Origin of the sequence: Actinomadura monticuli, from assembly GCF_041463655.1 — a bacterium.
GTDB classification, from domain to species: domain Bacteria; phylum Actinomycetota; class Actinomycetes; order Streptosporangiales; family Streptosporangiaceae; genus Spirillospora; species Spirillospora monticuli.
In genome coordinates this window covers 495,780-518,136 of the sequence record NZ_JAXCEI010000005.1, presented here as the reverse complement: position 1 = coordinate 518,136, position 22,357 = coordinate 495,780, and the positions used below count along the sequence as shown (strand labels likewise).

The 22,357-nt window shown below is 71.8% G+C and carries 24 protein-coding genes and 2 riboswitches; of the genes, 15 read left to right on the top strand and 9 right to left on the bottom strand.

Annotated features, from left to right (window positions below; translation table 11 throughout):
* Positions 1–85: 85 nt before the first annotated feature.
* On the top strand, positions 86–733 hold the full coding sequence (locus SM611_RS14310) for a TetR/AcrR family transcriptional regulator (RefSeq protein WP_371950000.1): 648 nt from the start codon (positions 86–88) through the stop codon (positions 731–733).
* An 11-nt stretch (positions 734–744) separates the two neighbouring features.
* Here the strand turns inward: SM611_RS14310 and SM611_RS14305 are convergent, their stop codons facing one another.
* Together SM611_RS14305 and SM611_RS14300 are read right to left on the bottom strand one after the other, a co-directional pair.
* Positions 745–1,125 (bottom strand): nitroreductase family deazaflavin-dependent oxidoreductase, encoded by a 381-nt coding sequence (locus SM611_RS14305; protein ID WP_371949999.1) that lies wholly within the window; start codon positions 1,123–1,125, stop codon positions 745–747.
* A gap of 63 nt (positions 1,126–1,188) precedes the next feature.
* Positions 1,189–2,652, bottom strand: a complete 1,464-nt coding sequence (locus tag SM611_RS14300) for a flavin-containing monooxygenase (protein ID WP_371949998.1) — start codon at positions 2,650–2,652, stop codon at positions 1,189–1,191.
* 83 nt (positions 2,653–2,735) lie between these two features.
* Here SM611_RS14300 and SM611_RS14295 point away from each other — a divergent pair, with 83 nt between their 5' ends.
* Positions 2,736–3,413, top strand: a complete 678-nt coding sequence (locus SM611_RS14295; protein WP_371949997.1) for a TetR/AcrR family transcriptional regulator — start codon at positions 2,736–2,738, stop codon at positions 3,411–3,413.
* Here the strand turns inward: SM611_RS14295 and SM611_RS14290 are convergent.
* Positions 3,334–4,026 carry a TetR/AcrR family transcriptional regulator gene (locus SM611_RS14290; protein WP_371949996.1) on the bottom strand — a complete coding sequence of 231 codons (693 nt, stop codon included), beginning with the start codon at positions 4,024–4,026 and terminating at the stop codon, positions 3,334–3,336. The genes SM611_RS14295 and SM611_RS14290 overlap by 80 nt on opposite strands.
* A 106-nt stretch (positions 4,027–4,132) precedes the next feature.
* On the opposite strand from SM611_RS14290, the gene SM611_RS14285 reads away from it, so the two are divergent.
* Genes SM611_RS14285 through SM611_RS14275 form a run of 3 tightly spaced genes read left to right on the top strand, consistent with a single transcriptional unit; the run spans position 4,133 to position 7,181 of the window.
* Positions 4,133–5,254 (top strand): ferritin-like domain-containing protein, encoded by a 1,122-nt coding sequence (locus SM611_RS14285; RefSeq protein WP_371949995.1) that lies wholly within the window; start codon positions 4,133–4,135, stop codon positions 5,252–5,254.
* A gap of 41 nt (positions 5,255–5,295) precedes the next feature.
* Positions 5,296–6,159 carry an SDR family NAD(P)-dependent oxidoreductase gene (locus tag SM611_RS14280; protein ID WP_371949994.1) on the top strand — a complete coding sequence of 288 codons (864 nt, stop codon included), beginning with the start codon at positions 5,296–5,298 and terminating at the stop codon, positions 6,157–6,159.
* Positions 6,160–6,209: 50 nt separating this feature from the next.
* Positions 6,210–7,181 (top strand): AurF N-oxygenase family protein, encoded by a 972-nt coding sequence (locus tag SM611_RS14275; RefSeq protein ID WP_371949993.1) that lies wholly within the window; start codon positions 6,210–6,212, stop codon positions 7,179–7,181.
* Between the two features lie 339 nt (positions 7,182–7,520).
* Here the strand turns inward: SM611_RS14275 and SM611_RS14270 are convergent, their stop codons facing one another.
* Positions 7,521–8,291 (bottom strand): hypothetical protein, encoded by a 771-nt coding sequence (locus SM611_RS14270; RefSeq protein WP_371949992.1) that lies wholly within the window; start codon positions 8,289–8,291, stop codon positions 7,521–7,523.
* A gap of 93 nt (positions 8,292–8,384) precedes the next feature.
* On the opposite strand from SM611_RS14270, the gene SM611_RS14265 reads away from it, so the two are divergent.
* On the top strand, positions 8,385–9,938 hold the full coding sequence (locus SM611_RS14265; protein ID WP_371949991.1) for an ATP-dependent DNA ligase: 1,554 nt from the start codon (positions 8,385–8,387) through the stop codon (positions 9,936–9,938).
* A gap of 34 nt (positions 9,939–9,972) precedes the next feature.
* Here the strand turns inward: SM611_RS14265 and SM611_RS14260 are convergent, their stop codons facing one another.
* On the bottom strand, positions 9,973–11,085 hold the full coding sequence (locus SM611_RS14260) for a hypothetical protein (protein ID WP_371949990.1): 1,113 nt from the start codon (positions 11,083–11,085) through the stop codon (positions 9,973–9,975).
* Between the two features lie 88 nt (positions 11,086–11,173).
* On the opposite strand from SM611_RS14260, the gene cds1 reads away from it, so the two are divergent.
* Positions 11,174–12,271, top strand: coding sequence for an L-cysteine desulfhydrase Cds1 (gene cds1, locus SM611_RS14255; RefSeq protein WP_371949989.1), 1,098 nt, complete (start codon positions 11,174–11,176; stop codon positions 12,269–12,271).
* On the opposite strand, the gene SM611_RS14250 is transcribed toward cds1, so the two are convergent.
* Complete coding sequence (locus tag SM611_RS14250) at positions 12,261–13,562, bottom strand: M50 family metallopeptidase (RefSeq protein WP_371949988.1); 1,302 nt, start codon at positions 13,560–13,562, stop codon at positions 12,261–12,263. The genes cds1 and SM611_RS14250 overlap by 11 nt on opposite strands.
* 268 nt (positions 13,563–13,830) lie before the next feature.
* Between SM611_RS14250 and SM611_RS14245 the strand changes: the two genes are divergently transcribed.
* From SM611_RS14245 to SM611_RS14225, 5 genes are all read left to right on the top strand, one after another.
* A complete protein-coding gene (locus SM611_RS14245) occupies positions 13,831–14,154 on the top strand; it encodes a hypothetical protein (protein ID WP_371949987.1) in 324 nt (107 codons plus the stop codon).
* A gap of 50 nt (positions 14,155–14,204) precedes the next feature.
* A riboswitch (glycine riboswitch) is annotated at positions 14,205–14,300 on the top strand.
* 4 nt (positions 14,301–14,304) lie between these two features.
* Positions 14,305–14,392: riboswitch (glycine riboswitch) on the top strand.
* A gap of 73 nt (positions 14,393–14,465) precedes the next feature.
* Positions 14,466–15,554 (top strand): glycine cleavage system aminomethyltransferase GcvT, encoded by a 1,089-nt coding sequence (gcvT, locus tag SM611_RS14240; protein ID WP_371949986.1) that lies wholly within the window; start codon positions 14,466–14,468, stop codon positions 15,552–15,554.
* A 113-nt stretch (positions 15,555–15,667) separates the two neighbouring features.
* Complete coding sequence (gcvH, locus tag SM611_RS14235; protein WP_371949985.1) at positions 15,668–16,057, top strand: glycine cleavage system protein GcvH; 390 nt, start codon at positions 15,668–15,670, stop codon at positions 16,055–16,057.
* Positions 16,054–17,310 (top strand): serine hydroxymethyltransferase, encoded by a 1,257-nt coding sequence (glyA, locus tag SM611_RS14230; protein ID WP_371949984.1) that lies wholly within the window; start codon positions 16,054–16,056, stop codon positions 17,308–17,310. The genes gcvH and glyA overlap by 4 nt, the downstream gene beginning before the upstream one ends.
* A 57-nt stretch (positions 17,311–17,367) precedes the next feature.
* A complete protein-coding gene (locus SM611_RS14225) occupies positions 17,368–18,738 on the top strand; it encodes an L-serine ammonia-lyase (protein ID WP_371949983.1) in 1,371 nt (456 codons plus the stop codon).
* A 6-nt stretch (positions 18,739–18,744) separates the two neighbouring features.
* Here the strand turns inward: SM611_RS14225 and SM611_RS14220 are convergent, their stop codons facing one another.
* A complete protein-coding gene (locus SM611_RS14220) occupies positions 18,745–19,704 on the bottom strand; it encodes a helix-turn-helix transcriptional regulator (protein WP_371950045.1) in 960 nt (319 codons plus the stop codon).
* 63 nt (positions 19,705–19,767) lie between these two features.
* On the opposite strand from SM611_RS14220, the gene SM611_RS14215 reads away from it, so the two are divergent.
* Both SM611_RS14215 and SM611_RS14210 read left to right on the top strand, forming a co-directional pair.
* Entirely contained in the window at positions 19,768–20,331 is a 564-nt protein-coding gene (locus SM611_RS14215) for a DinB family protein (RefSeq protein ID WP_371949982.1), read from the top strand.
* A 1-nt stretch (position 20,332) separates the two neighbouring features.
* Complete coding sequence (locus SM611_RS14210; protein ID WP_371949981.1) at positions 20,333–20,788, top strand: VOC family protein; 456 nt, start codon at positions 20,333–20,335, stop codon at positions 20,786–20,788.
* A gap of 9 nt (positions 20,789–20,797) precedes the next feature.
* On the opposite strand, the gene SM611_RS14205 is transcribed toward SM611_RS14210, so the two are convergent.
* A complete protein-coding gene (locus SM611_RS14205; protein ID WP_371949980.1) occupies positions 20,798–21,259 on the bottom strand; it encodes a nuclear transport factor 2 family protein in 462 nt (153 codons plus the stop codon).
* A gap of 88 nt (positions 21,260–21,347) precedes the next feature.
* Between SM611_RS14205 and SM611_RS14200 the strand changes: the two genes are divergently transcribed.
* Entirely contained in the window at positions 21,348–21,941 is a 594-nt protein-coding gene (locus SM611_RS14200) for a TetR/AcrR family transcriptional regulator (protein WP_371949979.1), read from the top strand.
* Here SM611_RS14200 and SM611_RS14195 read toward each other — a convergent pair.
* Positions 21,909–22,355, bottom strand: coding sequence for a winged helix-turn-helix transcriptional regulator (locus SM611_RS14195; RefSeq protein ID WP_371949978.1), 447 nt, complete (start codon positions 22,353–22,355; stop codon positions 21,909–21,911). The genes SM611_RS14200 and SM611_RS14195 overlap by 33 nt on opposite strands.
* Positions 22,356–22,357 lie beyond the last annotated feature (2 nt).

Below are 22,357 nucleotides of genomic sequence, written 5' to 3'. Positions count from 1 at the left end.
GCGCGGTATCGGGTCACACGGGACGGCGCGGACCGTTATCCTGACGTTCTGGTTACCGGATCCTGACGGAAAGTCGAAGGAGTCCATGCCGACGTCGACCTGGTTCCGCCTCAACGTCGCCAAGCGCGAACGCGTCCTCGAGGTGGCGATGCGCGAGTTCGGGGAGCACGGGTACTCGACCGGCAGCCTGAACACCATCGCGCGCGAGGCCGGCATCGCCAAGGGCTCGCTCTTCCAGTACTTCAGCGACAAGCTGGAGTTCTTCGCCTTCGTGTGCGACGAGGCGTCCCGCCGCATCCGCGAGGAGATGGAGCGCCGCATCGAGCGCGTCTCCTTCGACCAGCCCTTCGACGAGTGGCTCTTCGACGTCCTGTGCGACTGGACCGAGTACATGGCCGACCACCCGCTGGAGCGCGGGGTCACCGCGGCGACGAACTTCGAGCTCGACAACAGCGTCCGGTCCGTCGTCCGCGACACCGCGAACCAGCACTACCTCCAGGTCATCCATCCGACGCTGGAGCTGTGGAAGGCCGAGGGCGCCATCCGCGAGGACGCCGACCTCGCCGTCCTCGCCACGTGGCTGATGACGCTGCTGCCGTTCCTCGCGCTCTCGCCCTACTACGACGGCCTCGACCCGATCCACGAGCTGCGCGGGCGCACCCCGGCCGAGCAGCGGCCCGTGATCCGCCAGCTCATCGCGGGCTTCCGCCCCATCTTCGCGCCCGAGAAGTAAGCGCGCTCCCGTCAGTCCTCTATGTCCGCGACCAGGACGTCCATGTAGCGGGCGGCGAAGCGGCCGGGCGCGGGGAGCTCCGCGGCCTCGGCGGGGGTCAGCACGCGGGGGGCCGTGATGCGCCGCACGCGACCCAGCCGCTCCACGCCGCCGCGGCCCTCGGCGAGCAGGTTGCGGACCCAGTCGGTGTCGCGCCCGTACGGCAGCCCGACGATGAGCCGCCCGCCGCTGCGGAACGCGGTGACCGGCGTCCGGTACTCGCGGCCCGACCTGCGCCCCCGGTGGACGATCATCGCGAGCGGCGGCAGGTAGGGCGCGTACACGCCCTGGATGCGGTTGGTGACCTTCTTGTTGAAGCTGGGGAGCCAGCTCGGCATCAGGGGCTTGCGCATGCCCCATGAGTAACACGTCCGGGACGCGCGCGCACGGCGTCCCGGACGTTCCCGGCCCGCCCGTCAGCGGGTGAGGAGGTACTCGTCCGGGTCCACCTTGCGGGAGCCCGCCCAGAACTCGAAGGTGTGGCCCGGCCAGAGGGTGCGGTTGACGCCCTGGTCGTCCAGGTACCAGCTGCTGCATCCGCCCTCGTTCCAGACGGCGCGGCGCAGCCGCTTCTGGATCCGGTCGTTGAACCGGCGGGCGGCCTGCGACTTCGGCTCGATCGCGTCGGCGCCGGACTCCTGGAGCAGGCGCAGGCAGTTCAGCACGTGCTGGATCTGCACCTCGATCATGAACACGACGGAGTTGTGGCCGAGGCCGGTGTTCGGGCCGAGCAGCATGAAGAAGTTCGGCATGCCGGGGATCGTGGTGCCGCGGTGCGCCTCGATGCCGTCCGCCCAGATCTCCTGGAGCTTGACGCCGTCCCGGCCGGTGACGCGCAGGTCGGTGAGCGCGTCGGTCACCTTGAAGCCGGTGCCGTAGATGATGCAGTCGACCTCGTACTCGCGCCCGTCCGCGGTGACGATCGAGTTCTCCCGCACCTCCGCGACGGCGGAGGTCTCCACGTGCACGTTGGGACGGGTGAGCGCCGGATAGTAGTCGTTGGACAGCAGGATGCGCTTGCAGCCGATCGTGTAGTCGGGCGTCACCTTGGCGCGCAGCTCCGGGTCGGGGATCTGCTTCGCAAGGTGCCGGCGCGCGATCTTCTCCTGCGGGGCGGACAGCCGCGGGTCGAGGGTGAAGCCGACCGCGCGGGCCTCCAGCGCCCAGTAGATGCCGCCCCGGAAGGCGCGGGCCGCCCCCGGCACCTTCTCGAACGCCTTGCGCACCGGCGCCGGGATGGCCACGTCGGGCTTCGGCTGGATCCACGGCGGCGTCCGCTGGAAGACGACGAGGTCGGCGGCCTGCTTCGCCACCTTCGGGACGAACTGGATCGCGGACGCGCCCGTCCCGATGACGGCGACGCGCTTGCCGGTCAGGTCGTAGGAGTGGTCCCATTCGGCGGAGTGGAAGGCCGTCCCCTGGAAGCGCTCGATGCCAGCCAGAGCTGGGAAGGACGGGACGTGCAGGGCGCCGATGCCGGACACGATGGCCTTCGGAGTGAGGACCGTCCCGTCCGCGAGGGTCACGTTCCAGCGCTTCGCGCCGTCGTCGTACTCCATGGAGTCGACGGCCGCGCCGAAGCGGATGTGGTCGCGCACCCGGTACTTGTCGGCGGTGCGCTCCAGGTAGGCGCGGATCTCGGGCTGCGGCGCGAACATCCGCGACCAGCCGGGGTTCAGCTCGAAGGAGAAGGAGTACATGTGCGAGGGGACGTCGCAGGCGCACCCCGGGTAGGTGTTGTCGTGCCACGTGCCGCCGAGCGCCTCACTCTTCTCCAGGACGGCGAAGTCGTGGAAGCCGGACTGCTTGAGCCGGATCGCCATGCCGAGCCCGGCGAAGCCGGAGCCGATGATGACGATCGACGGGGCTCGCTCGCTCATAACCCATCCTCTCGCGTAACCTACTCTGGGCAAGTTACCTGGAGTAGGTTACTGACGGTAGGTCCAACGGAGAGGATTCGCCTGTGAGTGGCGCCACACCCCCGCACCCGCCCCGCCGCAAGCGGATGTCGCGGGCCGCGCGCGAGCGGCAGATGCTGGACGTGGCGGAGCAGGTGTTCGGCGAGCGCGGCTACCAGGCCACCTCCATGGACGAGATCGCCGAGCGCTGCGGCGTCTCCAAGCCGATGCTCTACGAGTACTTCGGCTCCAAGGACGGGCTGCTCGTCGCGTGCGTGAGCCGCTCCAAGGCCGAGCTGCTCGACGTCACCCAGAAGGCCATGGCGGGCGCCACCACCCCCGAGGACATCCTGTGGCGCGGCATGGTCGCCTACTTCACCTTCATCGACTCGCACAGCAAGTCGTTCGCGATGCTGCTGCGCGAGCCGACGGCCGAGACGCCGGAGACCGCCGAGGCCATCGAGGCGACGCGGCGGCAGCAGAGCACGCTGATCGCCGGGGTGCTGGCGACGTTCGCGCCGACCGCGCCCGCCGACGTGATCGAGGCGTACACGCAGATCATCATGGGCGCGAGCGAGCGGATGGCGCTGTGGCAGACGAGCCGTCCCGACGTGTCCGCCGAGGACGCGGCCCGCTACATGACCGACTTCTGCCGGCAGGGCCTCAGCCCGTACCTGACCCCGCCCCCGCCGCCCTCGTCCGCTCCGCCCCCGTCCGCGCAAGCGCCTCCAGCGCGGCGATGAGCAGGTCGAGGCCGAACTCGAAGTCGGTCTCGGGAACGTGCGCGGCCAGCTCGGGGCCGTAGGCGATGACGTGCCGGAACTCCTCCGGGTCGAGGTGGTTCCACGACTTGGCGCCCGTCTCGGCCAGGTGCCCGAGCATCTTCTCCATGCCGACCTCGCGCATCTGGGCGCCGATCGCGTAGGCGAGCAGCGCCCGCATGATCCGCACGGCGGTGCCGCCGTCGAAGCCCGCCGCGTCCGCCAGCGCGAGCGCGCGCTCCATCGGCCGCAGCCCCACCGCCGTGTCGACCTTGTGGGTGAACACGATCGTCATGCAGCGCGGGTAGTCGTGCGCGACCTTGCGGAACGCGCGGACGAGGGCGCGCGCCCCCTCCTGCCAGGAGACGGCCGGATCGCGCTCCAGCTCCAGGCCGGCGACGACGTGCTCGGCGACGCCCTCCAGCAGCGCGGTCTTGTTCGGGACGTGGTTGTAGAGCGACATCACCGCGACGTCCAGCTCGGCCGCGACGCGGCGCATCGACAGCGCGTCCGCGCCCTCCCGCTCGATCAGCGCGACCGCCGCCTGCACGATGCGGTCGCGGGTCAGCGCGGGACGCGGGGTGTCGGAGACCACCGCCGCTCCTCTCCTTGCCGTTGACACCGGTAAGTGTCCCATGACACCGTACGTACATTGTACGTGAGACGTACACCGTACGTCCGCGCTTCGGGGAGGAGTGCCCTTGTCGACCCACGACCTCTACACCGACCCCGTCCCCATCGAGACCTGGAACGTCCCCAACGCCGGCGACGCCCGCTTCACCTGGGAGTACGACGACGGCCGCGACCGCCTCCTCGCCCTGTACCAGAAGGGCAAGGACAAGCAGTGGGACTCGGTCAAGCGCATCGACTGGGACATCGAGGTCGACCCGCACGACGTCCTCGGCGTCCCCGACCAGTCCCTCGCCATCTACGGGACGAAGTACTGGGACATGCTCTCGGCGAAGGAGCGGGGCGAGCTGCGGCGGCACCACACCTCCTGGCAGTTCTCCCAGTTCGTGCACGGCGAGCAGGGCGCCATGGTCACCGCCGCCCGGATCGTCGAGTCGGTGCCCGACCTCGACGCCAAGTTCTACTCCGCCACCCAGACGATGGACGAGGCGCGCCACGTCGAGCTGTTCACCCGGTTCCTGCACGAGAAGGTCGGGATGGTCTACCCGATCAACACCAAGCTGCAGGACCTGCTGAGCGAGACCCTCACCGACTCCCGCTGGGACATGCCCTACCTCGGCATGCAGGTGCTCATCGAGGGCCTCGCGCTCGCGGCGTTCGGCGTCATGCGCGACATCACCACCAAGCCGCTGCCGAAGCAGCTCCTCGCCTACGTGATGCAGGACGAGGCCCGCCACGTCGCGTTCGGCCGCCTCGCCCTGCGCGACTACTACAAGCAGCTGTCCGCCGCCGAACTCCGCGACCGCGAGGACTTCGTCATCGAGGGCTGCTACCTGATGCGCGACCGCATCCGCGGCCGGGAGATCTGGACGAACTTCGGCATCGACCCCGCCGAGGTCGACCGGCTCATCGAGGACTCGCCGTACATGCGGATGTTCCAGAGCCTGCTGTTCAGCCGCATCGTCCCGTGCGTGAAGGACATCGGGCTGTGGAGCGAGCGCATCCAGCAGACCTACGACGACATGGGCGTCCTCGACATGTCCAGGGCCGACCTGGACGCCCTCATGAACCAGGACGAGGAGATCGCCGAGAAGCTCGACGCCGAGCGGTTCGCCGCCGAGGAGGCCGCCCGGAAGGCCGAGGTGGACGCCGTCATCGCCGAGGCCGCCATCGCCGACACGGGTGCGGGCTGAGTACGTTTGGATCACTCGATCCGCACACCTCGGAGGTCTGGATGCCACTCGCGCACTTCGATGGAGCGCTCGCCGTCGTCACCGGAGCCGGCAGCGGCATCGGCCGGGCCATCGCCATCTCGCTGGCCGGCAACGGCGCGACCGTCATCGCGGCCGACATCGACCTGGACGCCGCCGAGCGGACCGTCGCCCGCGCCAAGTCCGTCGGGGCGGGCGGCACCGCCTACCGGGTGGACGTGTCCGACGCCGACGCGATGGAGGCGTTCGCCGCCGAGGTGAAGGAGGCGCACCGCGTCCCCGACATCGTCGTCAACAACGCGGGCATCGCGCTGGCCGGCCCGTTCCTCGACACCGAGATCGACGACTGGGAGCGCATCCTCGGCGTCAACCTGTGGGGCGTCATCCACGGCTCACGGCTGTTCGGCCGGCAGATGCGCGACCGCGTGCAGGCCCTCCCCAACAAGCCCGACAAGCCCAACTTCGGCGGCCACATCGTGAACATCGCGTCCGCCTCCGCGTTCGCGGCGTGGCGCGCGATGCCCGCCTACTGCACGACGAAGGCCGCCGTCCTGATGCTCAGCGAATGCCTGCGCGCGGAACTGGCCGGCTCCCGCATCGGAGTCACCGCCGTCTGCCCCGGCTTCGTCAGCACCGACCTCGTCAAGAACGGAAGCTTCACCGACGGGCGCTCCGCCTCCCCCGGGAAGCTGCGGCAGCGCGGCCAGCAGGCCATCCAGCTGCGCAACTACCCGCCGGAGAAGGTCGCCGAGCGGGTCGTCCACGCCATCATCAAGAACAAGGCCGTGGTCCCGGTCAACTTCGAGGGCCACCTCCTGCACGCCCTTTCCAGGATCTCCCCGGCCTCCGTGCGCCTCCTGGCCAGAATCCCCGCCCCCCAGGGCTGACCCGCACGGGCACGGCCCCCGACTCTCCCGTACTGAGAGGTGAAGGATCGATGCCCCCCGAAGCGTTGCTGCTCGACGGCCGACCGCGGAACTGGACGGCCCGGATCAGGTGCACGGACGGCGACCACACGCTGGAGCTGACGCATCGGGAGGTGGTCGCCGAACGGCTGCTGCGCACGTCCCGCAAGCACTCGTTCGACCCCGACACCGACATCGACTGGGACGCCCCGCAGGACCCGGACGTCTTCTACATGCCGCCGCAACTCGCGTCCCTCTACGAGACGCCGCTCTGGGACACGCTGACGCACCGGCAGCGGGTCGAGCTGACCAAGCGGGAGATGTGCAGCATCGCCTCGTTCGGCATCTGGTCGGAGATGATGCTGATGCAGTCGCTGCTGATGCACGCCTACCGGCACCGCTACGACAGCGACCACGTCGCCTACGCGCTGACGGAGATCGCCGACGAGTGCCGGCACTCGAAGATGTTCGGCCGCATGGTGCGGACGTGCGGGCTGCGCACCCACCGGCCGCGGGCCCTGGAGTACAACGTCGCGAAGCTGTTCGGCGCCGTGTACGACCCGATGCCGATGTTCGCCGGGACGCTGGTCGTGGAGGAGTTCACCGACGCGTTCCAGCGGCTCACCTTCCCGGACGAGGACGTCCAGCCGATGATCCGGCAGGTCACCCGCATCCACGTGATCGAGGAGGCCCGGCACATCAAGTACGCCCGCGAGGAGCTGAAGCGGCTGGTCGCGAAGGCCCCCACGGTGCGGCGGCGGATGGCGGCCTACGTTCTGGCGCAGGCGACGCGGCTGATGGCCGCGCAGGTGATCCACTCGTCCTGCTACACGGCGGTCGGGCTGGACCCGAAGCTCGCCCGGCAGGTGGCGGCGCGCAGCCCGCACCGGCGCGCGACCCTGGCGTGGGCGTTCCGGAAGTGCACCGCGTTCTTCGACGAGGTCGGCTACCTGGACGGCCGGGCCCGTGACGTGTGGATACGCGGCGGCCTGCTGGAACGGTAACCGGTTCCACCGGGACGCCATTTATCTCGACGTCGAAGCGTTTTTAGAAAACAGTTCTTGAATGCCGCGTCGTAGTGGTACCCGCGATGGGAGCGCAAAGGACCGCGGAGCGGGGACCACTCCGCGGCCCACCGACGAACAAGGGCGCCTGCCTGGGGTTATCTCACCCAGGACACTCCAACCGATTGCACGGTCACGTCGTCGACCTCCTCCTCCCCGGCGCTATCAGCACACCGATCACATGCCTGGCGCGGGAGCATGATCGGCATACCGCCTCCCCTATACCGAATCACCTTAGAAGGTCTTGACAGAAGATATGCCGCGATCGGCCGAATCAGGTCAGAAATCATTAAGCGCGGTGAACACTTCGCGGGCGGCGGCGGTCGCCTTGGCCAGGCACGCCCGCTCCCGCTCCGCCTGCTCGCCCCGGCCCGGCGCCCGCTCGCTGTAGCTGACCGTGAAGACCGCGTTGCGGACCCTAGCCGTGACCTGCCCCACCACGGTCGGCTGGCCCTTGTCGGCCGTGAACCAGCGGTACGCCTCGTCCCCGACGCCGCCCTGCCGCTCCAGCGCGATCGTCCGGACCAGCGGGGCGTCGTGCGCCTGCGCCCACTGCGCGTCGTAGTAGCTCTCGGCGTCCCGCACCGGCGTCGCCGTGTTGGCGGGCGCGTACAGCCGCGTCTCGACCCGCATCCACCGGAACCCCGGCTCCGTCGAGGTGTACGTGCACGTGGTGAGCGTCGAGTTCGCGCTCTCCTGCTTGCGCGCCTTCGGGACCGTCCTCGCGACCGTGCCCTCCGAGACCGTCCCGCACGGCGGCGGCAGGGCCCGCACGATCCGCTGCGCCGGCTCGGACGGCGAGGGAGTCGCCGGGGCGCTCCCGGTCGGCGTCACGGCGACCCGGTCGGTGCCGTCCCCGCCTCTGCCGGGCGCGACCAGGAAGACCGCCACCGCCGCCGCGGCGAACGCGGCGGCCGCCACCGCGAACACCAGCAGCCGCCTCGGCCGGCGGGACGGAGACGGCGGCTCCGGCCCGGCGTACGGCCGGTGGAACGGTTCGACCGGACGCCGCAGCCCCACGTCCCGCTCCTCACTCCCCCGTCGCGTCATGGCCCGCCCTCCCGTCAACGTAGCCAGGCGCGCCGCCTCTGACCAGGCCCCCCGACGGTGCCGATTGTCAGACCCCGGGGCCACACTGGAGGGGTGCTGATCGCTGACATCGCGCGGACGTCGGGGGCGGTGGCGGGCACCTCGGGCCGGAAGGCCAAGGTAACCGCGCTCGCCGAGTGCCTGCGCCGGGCCGACGCCGGCGAGGCCGCCATCGTGGTCGCCTACCTGTCCGGTGAGCTGCCGCAACGCCAGATCGGCGTGGGGTACGCCGCATTGCGCGATCTCCCGCCGCCCGCCGCCGAGCCGTCCCTGACCGTCCCCGGCGTGGACGCGGCGTTCACCGAGATCGGCGCCGTCTCCGGCCCCGGCTCGGTCGCCCGCCGCCGCGACCTGGTCGCCTCGCTCCTCGGCCGCGCCACCCGCCCCGAGCAGGACTTCCTCATCCGGCTGCTGGCCGGCGAGCTGCGCCAGGGCGCGCTGGACGGCGTCATGGCCGAGGCGATCGCGGCGGCGGCCGAGGTGAAGCCCGCCGAGGTGCGGCGCGCGTTCATGCTGCGCGGCTCGCTGGGCCCGGTCGCCACCGCCGCCCTCGCCGACGGCGTCGCCGGCCTGCGCGCCTTCACCCTGGAGGTCGGCCGCCCGGTCAAGCCGATGCTGGCCGCGGCGGCGCCGTCGATCGGCGAGGCGTTCGGCAAGCTCAAGGCCGAGGCCGCGGTCGAGTGGAAGCTCGACGGCATCCGCGCCCAGGTGCACGTCTCCGGCGGCGAGGTGCGCGTCTTCACCCGCACCTTGGACGAGATCACCGCCCGCCTGCCCGAGGTCGTCGAGGCGGTGCGCGGCCTCCCCGTCCGCGCCGCCGTCTTCGACGGCGAGCTGATCGCCCTGCGCCCGGACGGCCGTCCCCACCCCTTCCAGGTGACCGCCGCCCGCACCGCCACCCGCACCGCGAAATCCACCGAACCGGTCCCGCTGAGCGTCTTCCTCTTCGACGTCCTCTACCTGGACGAGGGCGCGGGCACCGCATCCGATGGTTCGGGGGATCTGCTCGACGCGCCGGGGGCGGAGCGGAACGCGGCGCTGGTGCGGGTGCTGCCCGAGGAGCTGCGGATGCCGCGGGTCGTGACGGGCGACCCGGTGCGGGCCAAGGAGGTGTTCGACGAGGCCGTCGCACGGGGCCACGAGGGCGTCGTGATCAAGTCGCTCGACACGCCCTACACGGCCGGGCGGCGCGGCGCCGGGTGGATCAAGGTGAAGCCGCGGCACACCCTCGACCTCGTCGTGCTCGCCGTGGAATGGGGGCACGGGCGCCGCCGGGGGCTGCTGTCGAACCTGCACCTGGGCGCCCGCGATCCCGCGACCGGCGGGTTCGTCATGCTCGGCAAGACGTTCAAGGGGCTCACCGACGAGCTGCTCGCCTGGCAGACCGAGCGGCTCCGCGAGCTGGCCGTCCGCGAGGACGACTGGGTCGTGCACGTCCGTCCCGAGCTGGTCGTCGAGATCGCGTTCGACGGCGTCCAGCACAGCCCCCGCTACTCCGGCGGCATCGCGCTGCGGTTCGCGCGGGTGCTGCGGTACCGGCCCGACAAGTCCGCCGCCGAGGCCGACACGATCGACACCGTCCGCGCGGTGGCCCCGGTGATGGACTGAGCGGTGATGGACTGAGCGGTCACGGGCCGGGCGGTCAGGGCGGGTCGTCGGGCTGGGGGGCGGCGGGCTCGCGCGGCGGCGCGGGCGGGAGCCGGCCGCCGGGGCGGAAGCCGGGCGGGAAGTCGTCGCCGGTGCGGGCGTCGCGGGCCTGCCTCGCGGCGGCGCGGGCCCGCATCCGGGACGCGGCCCCGCCGGGGATCCGGGACGGGACGACGGCCCCGCGGCGGCTCCCGTCCCGTGTGGCGGACCGGCGCTCCGCCCGGCGGGCCGCGCGCCGCTCGGCCCTGCGTTCCGCGCCGGCCGCGAGGCGGGCGGCGGCCCGCCGCTCGGCGCGTTCGAGCCGCCGACGGCGGGCGCGGTCGGCGGCCTCGGCGCGGCGCTGCAGCAGCTCCGGCGGGATGAGGTCGTGCCGTCCCGCGATGAACTCCTGCACCCAGATCTTGCCGCGGATCAGCGGCCGGCGGACCTGCTTCTCGCGCCGCACGGCCCGCTGGTACCGGCGCGAGTCCGGGGCGTAGCGCCAGCGCGCCCACGGCGACCCCGGCCGCGCCACCCGGATCGCGCCGACGATCAGCAGCGCGGGCACGAACAGCCCGATGAGGCCCGTCCAGATCTTGCCCTTGAGCAGGGTCAGCACGGCGAAGACCAGGTTGACCACCAGGGACGCCACGTAGACGCGGGTCAGGATGCCGGTGCCGGGGTCGGGCGCGATGCCCTCGTAGCCGAGCGGGCGGATGCCGAGCAGCAGCAGCCCCGTCACCGCGATCGCCACGAACACGGCGTCGACGGACGCGCGGCCCTTCTCCGTCCAGTACACGTCGCTGAGGTGCAGGATCAGCGCGAACTCGTCCAGGACGAGGGCGGAGCCCATGCCGAACACGACGGCGGCCGACACGTTGAGGCCGGTGTAGGCGTCCGGGACGGCGAGGCTTCCGATGCCGCCCGCCAGCATCAGCACCACGCCGAACACGACGTGGTGGATGTGCAGGTCGCCGGCGGTCACGTTGCGGAACCACCAGCGCGCGTCCGACCGGATCAGCCGGACGTTCACCCGCGTCAGCACGAATGTGATCAGGAACGCGACGAAGAACCCGAGCAGCGGAAGCCGCCCGGTCGCCACGATCCGCTCGTCGAACATCTCGATCATCTGCCCCCCGCTGCCTCCATGATGCACCGTGACATGCGCGGATATCGTGGGACCCCTGCCGACCGGCGACGATCGAGGAGGGTACGCCGTGAGCCGCACCGTGGACCGCTGCGATCCCGGCTACCGGGCCTGGACCGCCGAGGCGATCCGGCTGGTCGACGCCGACGCCAACCGCAGCGCCGACACGCACCTGCACGTGTTCCCGCTGCCGCCGGAGTGGGGCATCGACCTGTACCTGAAGGACGAGTCCGTCCACCCCACCGGTTCCCTGAAACACCGGCTCGCCCGGTCACTGTTCCTGTACGGGCTCGCGAACGGCTGGATCCGGCGGGACACGACGATCATCGAGGCGTCCAGCGGGTCGACGGCCGTGTCCGAGGCGTACTTCGCGCGGCTGCTCGGCCTGCCGTTCATCGCGGTGATGCCCGCCTCGACCAGCCCGGAGAAGATCCAGCTGATCGAGTTCCACGGCGGCCGGTGCCATCTGGTGGACGAGCCGTCCGCCATCTACGACGAGTCGCGGCGGCTCGCGGCCGAGTGCGGCGGGCACTTCATGGACCAGTTCACCTACGCCGAGCGCGCCACCGACTGGCGCGGCAACAACAACATCGCCGAGTCGATCTTCGATCAGATGCGGCTGGAGCGGTTCCCGGAGCCGTCCTGGATCGTGGTCGGCGCGGGCACCGGCGGGACGTCCGCGACGATCGGCCGGTACGCCCGCTACCAGCGGTTCCAGACGCGGCTCGCGGTCGTCGACCCGGAGGGCTCGGCGTTCCACGGCTCCTACGCCGACGGCGACCCGGAGCGGACGGCGGCCGGCTCGCGGATCGAGGGCATCGGCCGGCCCCGCGTCGAGCCGTCGTTCCTGCCGACGGTGATCGACCGGATGATCCGGGTGCCGGACGCGGCGTCAGTCGCCGCGATGCGCTGGACGGCGCAGGTCAGCGGCCGGAGCGTCGGCGGCTCGACCGGCACCAACATGTGGGGCGCGGCGGAGCTGATCGCGCAGATGCGCGAGCGCGGCGAGCGCGGCAGCGTCGTCACGCTGATCTGCGACGGCGGCGAGCGCTACGCGGGCACCTACGGGTCGGACGCGTGGCTCGCCGAGCAGGGCCTCGACATCGCGCCCTACCTGACCGCGCTGAACGGCTTCCTGAAGACGGGCGAGATGCCCGCTATCCCGTGACGGTGACGGGGTTCACGAGGTCGGCGTAGATCAGCAGGCCGCCCATGACGATCAGCACGACCGCCATCACGTACGTCACCGGGAGCGCCTTGGCGACGTCCACGTACCCGGGGTCGGGACGGCGGAAGATCTTCGCGAACGCCTTCTTGACCGCCTCCAGCAGCGCGCCCGCGATGTGGCCGCCGTCCAGCGGCAGCAGCGGGACGAGGTTGAACAGCCCGACCGCGAGGTTCAGCGAGCCGAGCAGCATCACGAAGAACGAGACCTTCTGCGCGGCGGTGTAGTCGCTGGACGCGGCGACCTCGCCGCCGATCCGGCTGACGCCGACGACGCCGACCGGGCCGTTCGGGTCGCGCTTCTCGTCGCCGAACGCCGCGTTCCAGACGCCGACCATCTTCTGCGGCATCCGCACCAGCGCCCCGGCGGTGCGCGCGGTCAGGTCGCCCATCGTGCTCGCGACCGCGCCCGGCCCCTGCCGCTCCATCGCCTGGATCGGCGTGATGCCGAGGAAGCCCACGTTCACGATCTTGTCGGGGTCGTCGAGGTCGTGCATCTGGTTGCGGATGATCGGGACGTTCAGCCGCACGTCCTGCCCGCCGCGCTGGACGGTCATCGGGACGGTCTTCCCGCCGTTGTCGCGGATCAGCACCCGCAGCTTCTCGTAGTCGCCGTCGATCTTCGTGCCGCCGAACGACACGATCCGGTCGCCCGCCTTGAGCCCGGCCTGCGCGGCGGGCGTCGGCGCCGCGTTCGCCGGGCACTGCGTCGTCTGCGACTGGCTCGCGGGCACCATGCACGGGAGGACCTCGCCGATCACCGGCTGGGACTGCTTGGTCCCGATGCCCATCAGCAGGATCGCGAAGAACATCACCGAGAGCAGCAGGTTCATCGCGGGCCCGCCGAACATGATGAGCAGCTTCTGCCACCACTTCTTGGCGTAGAAGACGCGGTCCTCGTCGCCGGGGCGGATCTCCTCCAGCGCGGCGCCGCGCGCCGACTCGATGAGGCCCTGCCACGGCCCGGTGCTGACCTGCCGGACCTGACCGGGGGCGTCGCCCTTGCGCGGCGGCAGCATCCCGATCATCCGGATGTAGCCGCCGAGCGGGATCCACTTGACGCCGTACTCGGTCTCGCCCTTGCGCCGGGACCACATCGTCGGCCCGAAACCGACCATGAACTGGGTCGTCCGCACCTTGAACAGCTTGGCGAACGAGAAGTGGCCGAGCTCGTGGAGCGCGATGGACACCAGCAGGCCGAAGAACAGGATCAGCATTCCTGCCAGGTAGACCATCCCGCTTGCCCTTCACGTCGCGCCCCCGCGCTCACCGCGGGTGATCTCCGGTAACCAACCAAAGAGTACGTGATCCGCCCGCATTCGGTTGAAGCCCGCAAGGAATCCCCGCAGCGCCCGCGGGCCGCCCCGCTTTGAGGTGGGCTGCTAAGGCGCGGCGCGGGCATTCACCCGCCGTTGACTATCCGCGCGGCGGGCCACATGCGCATCATGGGCCGTTCTCACCCCGTCATTGGAGGTACTCACCTTGAAGCGCGGACTTGTAGCGATGCTGGCCTTGACGCTCGCGCTCGGCGGATGCGGCGGCTCCGATGACGGCGGCACGGACTCGGGCGGGTCGGCGCCCTCCTCGCCGGGGGCCTCGGCGCCGTCCGGCACCTCGACCGCGAAGGGGATCACCGGCACGCCGACGCCGCCCGCGGAGTCGAAGGTGACCAAGAAGTTCAACGACTGCATGACCGACCAGGGCGTGCGGCTGCCGAGCCCGAACCCGTCGACGACGCCCGCCAAGAAGGACCTGGAGAAGATGAAGGCGGCGCTGAAGACGTGCATGCGGAAGCTGCAGCCGCCGGCGTCCTCCAACCCCGGGTGACGGCGGGTGGTCGGCGGGCAGGGGCGCTGCTAGATTGGCGGTTCAGCCGTTGATCCCGTGCGGGAGAGTCCCACGCAGCCGGTGTGGGACGCCGAAGGAGCAACTCCTCCCCGGAACCTCTCAGGCCCACGGACCGCACGGACCAGGCGACCTCTGGAAAGCGGGGACCCGGGTCCCCCGCCGAAGGTGAAAGCCCGCCCGGCAGGCGGGTGAAGCTCTCAGGCGCAGATGACAGAGGGGGAGGCACCGAGACGCCCGGTGCGCGAGTGGGACGATGGACCACATGCGCCCGTGACGAAGGAGCCGAACCCATGTCCGCCGATCCGAAGACCACCCCGCTGCACGACGTCCACCGGGACCTCGGCGCGAACATCGTCGACTTCGCCGGGTACCTGATGCCGCTGCGCTACAAGAGCGAGACGGCCGAGCACGAGGCCGTCCGCACCGGCGCCGGGCTGTTCGACCTGTCGCACATGGGGGAGATCTTCCTCTCCGGGCCCGGCGCGGGCGCCGCGCTGGACTACGCGCTGGTCGGGAACCTGTCGCCGATGCCGGTCGGCAAGGCCCGCTACACCATGATCTGCGGGCAGGACGGCGGCGTCCTCGACGACCTGATCGTCTACCGGCTCGCTGACGAGACGTGGATGGTGGTCGCGAACGCCGCCAACGCGGCCGTCGTCCGGGACGCGCTGACCGAGCGGGCCGCCGGCTTCGAGGCGGCCGTCGACGACCGGTCGGACGCGTACGCGCTGATCGCCCTCCAGGGCCCGCGCTCGCAGGAGATCCTGGAAGGGTTCACCGACGCCCCGGTGGCCGGCCTCAAGTACTACGCGATCCTCGCCGGGCGGGTCGCGGGCGCCGACGCGCTGGTCGCCCGCACCGGGTACACCGGCGAGGACGGTTTCGAGCTGTTCGTGGACGCCTCCGACGCCGTCCCGCTGTGGCGGGCGCTCGCCGCGGTGGACGGGGTCGTCCCCGCGGGCCTCGCGGCGCGCGACTCGCTGCGCCTCGAAGCGGGCATGCCGCTGTACGGCAACGAGCTGACCGCCGAGACGACGCCGTTCGAGGCGGGCCTCGGCCGCGTCGTGAAGCTGGACAAGCCGGGTGACTTCGTGGGCAGGACGGCCCTGGCGGCGCAGGCGCAGACCCCGCCGGGCCGTAGGCTCGTGGGACTGGTCGCGCGCGGGCGTCGCGCGCCCCGGAAGGGGTACCAGGTCGTCACGTCCGGCGGCACGCCGTGCGGGGTCGTGACGAGCGGCGCCCCGTCGCCCACACTGGGCAGGCCGATCGCCCTGGCCTACCTCGACAGCGGCGTCGAGGAGACGGACCTGGCCGTGGACGTCCGCGGCCGGCACGAGCCGGTGGACGTGGTCGGACTGCCGTTCTACAAGCGGTCCTAAAGAGCCCTAAGAGAAGGTTGTCCGGGGGTGTGGGGGTCGGCCCCCACCATCAATGAGAAGTTGTCGGGGGTGTGGGGGTCGGCCCGGCCCCCGCCATGACAGGAGAGAGAATCGTGAGCGTTCCGGAGCAGCTCCGCTACAGCGAAGAGCACGAGTGGGTGTCCGGCCTCGGCGGTGAGGACGGCATCGTCACCGTCGGCATCACCGCGCACGCCGCCGACGCGCTCGGCGAGATCGTCTACCTCGAGCTGCAGCCCTCGGAGGGCGACGCCGTCGAGGCGGGCGAGCCCTGCGGGGAGGTCGAGTCCACCAAGTCCGTCAGCGACCTCTACTCCCCCGTGAGCGGCGAGATCACCGCGATCAACGCCGCCGTGGTGGACGAGCCGAAGGTCATCAACGACGACCCGTACGGGGAGGGCTGGATCTTCAAGGTGCGGATCTCCGACGAGCCGGGCGACCTGCTCGACTCGGCGGCCTACGCGAAGCTGATCGAGGAAGCATGAGCCTCTACGACTCCCTCGCGACGGCCGATCCGGAGGTCGCCGAGGCCGTCGCCGCGGAGCTGCGCCGCCAGCAGACCACGCTGGAGATGATCGCGTCGGAGAACTTCGCGCCCGTCTCGGTGCTGGAGGCGCAGGGCTCCGTCCTGACCAACAAGTACGCCGAGGGCTACCCCGGCAAGCGCTACTACGGCGGCTGCGAGTACGTCGACGTCACCGAGCAGCTCGCCATCGACCGGGCCAAGTCGCTGTTCGGCGCCGAGCACGCGAACGTCCAGCCGCACAGCGGCGCGCAGGCCAACACGGCGGTGTACTTCGCGCTGCTGCAGCCCGGCGACACGATCCTCGGGCTCGACCTCGCGCACGGCGGCCACCTCACCCACGGGATGCGGCTGAACTACTCGGGCAAGACGCTGAACGTGGTGCCGTACCACGTCCGCGCCGAGGACGGCCTGGTCGACATGGACGAGGTGGCCGCGCTCGCGGCCGAGCACCGGCCCAAGATGATCGTGGCGGGCTGGTCGGCGTACCCGCGGCAGCTCGACTTCCCGGCGTTCCGCGAGATCGCCGACTCGGTCGGGGCGCTGCTCATGGTCGACATGGCGCACTTCGCCGGGCTCGTCGCGGCGGGGCTGCACCCGTCGCCCGTCCCGCACGCCGACATCGTCACGACGACCACGCACAAGACGCTCGGCGGCCCGCGCGGCGGCCTGATCCTCGCCCGCGAGGAGTACGGCAAGAAGATCAACTCGGCGGTGTTCCCCGGCATGCAGGGCGGGCCGCTGGAGCATGTGATCGCCGCCAAGGCCGTCGCCCTCAAGATCGCCGCGTCGGAGGAGTTCAGGGCCCGGCAGGCGGCCACCGTCGAGGGCGCGAAGCTGCTCGCCGAGCGCCTCCTCGCCGAGGACTGCGCCAAGGCCGGCGTGAAGGTCCTCACCGGCGGGACGGACGTCCACCTCGTCCTGGTCGACCTCGTCGACTCCGAGCTCACCGGACGCGACGCCGAGGACCGCCTGCACGACATCGGCATCACGGTGAACCGCAACGCGGTGCCGAACGACCCGCGCCCGCCGATGGTGACGTCCGGCCTGCGGATCGGCACCCCGGCCCTCGCCACCCGCGGCTTCACCGCCGCGGACTTCGCCGAGGTCGCCGACATCATCGCGCTGGCCTTGCAGCCGTCCTCCGCGGACCTGGGGTTGGCGGCCCGGGTGCAGGCGCTCGCCGACGAGCACCCCCTGTATCCGAACCTTTGACGTCTCCGCGCCCCCTCCCCCCGTCCGGGGAGGGGGCGCAGCTACAACGAGGTAGCGATGGCCATCAGCGTTTTCGACCTGTTCAAGATCGGCATCGGCCCGTCCTCGTCCCACACCGGGGGCCCGATGGCGGCGGCGCACCGCTTCGCGCGGGGCCTGGAACGCGACGGCCTCCTGGAGAAGACGGCTTCGGTCCGGGTCGTCCTCTACGGTTCGCTCGGCCTCACCGGCAAGGGGCACGGCAGCGACAAGGCCGTCATCCTCGGCCTGGAAGGCGACAAGCCCGAACTGGTCGACGTGGACCGGGTGGACGAACGGCTGGCGTCCATTCGCGGACGCGGGGCCCTGCGGCTCTTCAACGACCACGACATTCCCTTCGTGGTCAACGAGCACCTGCACTTCGAGCGCAAGGAGTCGCTGCCCGGCCATCCCAACGGCATGCGCTTCACCGCCTACGGCGACCCGGGCGAGGAACTGCGCTCGAAGGTCTACTACTCGGTCGGCGGCGGCTTCGTCCTGGACGAGAACGCCGCCGGCGCCGACCGCATCAAGCCGGACGACACCGTCCTCCCCCACCCGTTCGACACGGCCGAGGCGCTCCTCGACCGGTGCCGCGAGACGGGCCTGTCCATCTCCGCGCTGATGCTGGAGAACGAGGAGGCGTTCGGCCGCGGCGCCGGCGAGATCCGCGCGGGCCTGCTCGCGCTCTGGGAGGTGATGCGGGCCTCGGTGACCCGGGGCTGCGCCCGCGAGGGCCTCCTGCCCGGCGGCCTGAAGGTCCGCCGCCGCGCCCCTCAGCTCCACCGGCAGCTCTCGTCCGAGAAGACCTCCGACCCCCTCCACGCCATGGACTGGGTCACCCTCTTCGCGCTGGCCGTCAACGAGGAGAACGCCGCCGGCGGGCGCATCGTCACCGCGCCCACCAACGGCGCCGCCGGGATCGTCCCGGCCGTCCTGCACTACTACGACCGCTTCCTGCCCAGCGACGACGACGGGATCGTCCGGTTCCTGCTGACCGCCGGGGCGATCGGCGTCCTGTTCAAGCAGAACGCCTCCATCTCCGGCGCCGAGGTCGGCTGCCAGGGCGAGGTCGGCTCCGCCTGCTCCATGGCGGCCGCCGGCCTCACCGAGATCCTGGGCGGCACCCCGGAGCAGGTCGAGAACGCCGCCGAGATCGGCATCGAGCACAACCTGGGCCTCACCTGCGACCCGGTCGGCGGCCTGGTCCAGGTGCCGTGCATCGAGCGCAACGCCGTCGGCGCGATCAAGGCCATCAGCGCCGCCCGCATCTCCCTGCGCGGCGACGGCCGCCACTTCGTCACCCTCGACAAGGCCATCAGGACCATGCGCGACACCGGCCGCGACATGCTCGACAAGTACAAGGAGACCTCGCGCGGCGGCCTCGCCGTGAACGTCATCGAATGCTGACGCCCGTCAGAGGGTTTCGGACATCCGCGCGAGGCGGCGGGCGAGGCGGGCGGCGGCCTCGCGCAGTTCGGGAGGGTCGAGGATCTCCGCGTCGAAGCCGAGGCGGGACACGTGGACGGCGAGCCAGTCCAGGTCGTCGCCGCCGGTGACGAGCAGGCACCACCCGCCGCCGTCGTCCTCGACGCGTCCCACCTGGGGCGGCACCAGCTCGCGGACCTGGCCGGGGTCGGCGCGGAGCCGCACGCGGGCCAGGTGCCGGTACGGCGCCCCGGTCACGGCCCGCTGCACGTAGGCGACCGGGTCCGGATGCTCCCTCGGCCGGAAATGCCAGGTGGTCGCCTCGGTCCCGCGCATCCGGTCCAGCCGGAAGGTGCGCCAGTCGCCGCGGTCGACGTCCCAGGCCATCAGGTACCAGCGGCGGGCGGTGGCGACCATCCGCACCGGCTCGACCAGGCGCTCGCGCTCGGCGCCGCCGCGTCCGGCGTACCGGAACCGCACACGGACGGCGTCCCGGCAGGCCCGCGCGAGCGTCACCAGCACCTCCGCGTCGACCTCCACGCCGGGGCCGACGAGGGTGTCGGTCGCGCCGTGCACGGCCCGCACCTCCTCGCGCAGCCGGGGCGGCATGACCTGGTCGAGCTTGGCGAGCGCCCGCAGCGCCGCCTCGCCCGCGCCGGTGACCGTGCCACCGGACGCCATCCGCAGCGACACCGCCGTCGCGATCGCCTCCTCGTCGTCCAGGAGCAGTGGCGGCAGCCGGGTGCCGGCGCCGAGCCGGTAGCCGCCGCCGACGCCCGCCGCCGCGTGGACGGGGTAGCCGAGCGCGCGCAGGCGCTCGACGTCGCGGCGCACCGAGCGGTCGGTGACGGCCAGTTCGGCGGCGAGTTCGGCGGCCGTCCAGGACGACCGGCGCTGCAGCAGTGCCAGGAGCCGCAGCACCCGCTCGGTCGTCCCCTCGACGGTCATGGCGTTCATCGTCGCACGGAACGCGGAACGTATCTGTCCGCTATTTGGGGAAGGGTGGACGGCATGGACTGGAACGCACGGCTGCGGGAGCAGCTCACCTGGCACTGGGACCACCAGCTGCGCGACCGCCTCGCCGGGCTCACCGACGACGAGTACTTCTGGGAGCCGGTGCCCGGCTGCTGGAACGTGCGCCCGCGCGGCACCGGCAGCGCCCCGGTGCGGGCCGGGTCCGGGGCGATGACCATCGACTTCGCGTTCCCGCCGCCCGACCCGGCGCCGTTCACGACGATCGCCTGGCGGCTCGCGCACGTCATCGTCGGCGTGCTCGCGATGCGCAACGCCGCGCACTTCGGCCGCGCGGCCACGGACTACGACTCGTTCGAGTACGCCGCCACCGCCGGCGAGGCGCTGGCCCAGCTGGACGCCGAGTACGCCGCCTGGCTGGACGGCGTCGAGTCCCTCGGCGAGGCCGGACTCGCCCGCCCCTCCGGGCCGGCGGAGGGACCCTACGCCGAGTACCCGCTGGCGGCGCTCGTCCTGCACATCAACCGCGAGATGGTGCACCACCTGGCCGACGTGTGCCTGCTCCGCGACCTCTACCTGCACACTCACCGGGAGGCGAGCTGACATGGCCCGCGACGTACAGATCACCCGCGACGTACAGATCACCTTCGACTGCGCCGACCCCGCCGCCCTGGCCGCGTTCTGGGCCGAGGCCCTCGGCTACCGGCTCCAGGACCCGCCCGGCGGCTTCGCCTCGTGGGACGAGGCCCTCGACGCGATGGGCGTCCCGCCCGAGCGGCGCAACGACGCCTCGGCGGTGGTCGACCCGGGCGGCGCCGGGCCGCGGCTCTTCTTCCAGCGGGTGCCGGAGGGCAAGCGGGCCAAGAACCGCGTCCACCTCGACGTCCGGGCGGCCCCCGGGCTGGAGGGCGACGCGCGGATGGCGGCCCTGGAAGCCGAGGCCGACCGCCTCACCTCGCACGGAGCCAAGCGCCTCGCGCGCCACGAGCCCGCTCCCCCGCTCGGCGCCGGCCACATCATCATGGCCGACCCGGAGGGCAACGAGTTCTGCCTGGACTGACCGGCCGCGCTACCGGATCGGGATGTCGGCCCCGTGCTCGTCCGCCGGGCGCGGGCCGTGGATGCGCCGGTCGGCCTCGCCGATCCGCACATCGTTGATGCCGGCCTCGCGGCGCCGCATCAGCCCGCGCTCGTCGAACTCCCAGAGCTCGTTGCCGTAGCTGCGCCACCACTGCCCGGCGTCGTCGTGCCATTCGTACTGGAAGCGGACGGCGATCCGGTTCTCGCGGAACCCCCACAGGCTCTTGCGGAGGGCGTAGTCGAGCTCCCGGTCCCACTTCTCTTTCAGGAAGGCGACGATCTCGTCCCTGCCGGTGATGAAGCGGTCGCGGTTGCGCCAGACCGAGTCGGGCGTGTAGGCGGACGCGACCTTCTGCGGGTCGCGGGTGTTCCACGCGTCCTCGGCGGCCTGGACCTTCTGCCGGGCGGTCTCCTCGGTGAACGGCGGGTAGGGCGGGCGGTCCTCGGGCATCACGGTCTCCTCAGTTTGAGAACGTACGTTCTCTATCTCTTCGGCTACGGTAGGGAACGACCGTTCTCGACGTCAAGCGGGAGGGCCGATGCCGGCCGCGATCACCGAGGAGCAGCACGCCCGGGACCGCCGGACGCTGCTCGACGCCGCCGAGGACCTCTTCTACCGGCGGGGCGTCCAGGCGGTCGGCATGGACGAGCTGCGGGCGGCGGCCGGGCTGCCCCTCAAGCGCATCTACCGCCTGTACCCCACGAAGGAGGCGCTGATCGTCGCGATGCTGGAGCGCCGCGACCGGCGCTGGCGCGGGAGCCTGGCCGCCCACCTGGACGCGGTGGCCGACCCCCGCGAGCGCGTCCTCGCGCTGTTCGACTGGCTCGGCGCCTGGTTCGCCGAACCCGGGTTCCGCGGCTGCGCGTGGGTCAACGCCCACGGCGAGCTCGGCCCGTCGGCGCCCGCGATCGCGGAGGCCGCGCGCTCGCACAAGCGCGCGTTCCACGCCCAGGTCGTCGACCTGGTCGGCGCCGTCGACGCGTCCGCCGCCGAGGCCGTCTACCTGCTCGCCGAAGGGGCCATCGTGGTGGCCGGCGTCCACGGCGACCCCGCGGCCGCCGAGCGGGCGCGGGCCGGAGCCCGCGCCCTGCTGGCGGCGTCAGGAGGCGCGGACGCCCCGCCCGCTGGGTGAGTGGGCGCCCCTCCGGGCCTCGCCGCCGCAGTGCGCGCACACGACGACGGGGGTGACGGTCTCACCGCAGGAGTGCTGCCAGCGGACGGGCGGGTCGTCCGGATGCAGGTGCCGGTCGCCCCACCGCATCAGCACGAGCAGCACGTCGCACAGCTCCACGCCCGCCGGCGTCAGGTGGTACTCGTACCGCACCGGGTGGTCGCTGTAGCGCTCCCGCCGGATGATGCCGTTCGCCTCCAGCTTGCGGAGCCGCGACGTCAGGATGTCGCGGGACGCGCCCGTGTTGCGGACGATCTGGTCGAACCGCCGCACCCCGTAGACCAGCTCCCGGATCGCGAGCAGGCTCCAGCGTTCCCCGACCAGGTCGAGGGTGTCGGCGACCGAGCACTCGCGCGGGTCGGCGTCCTTCGGCATAC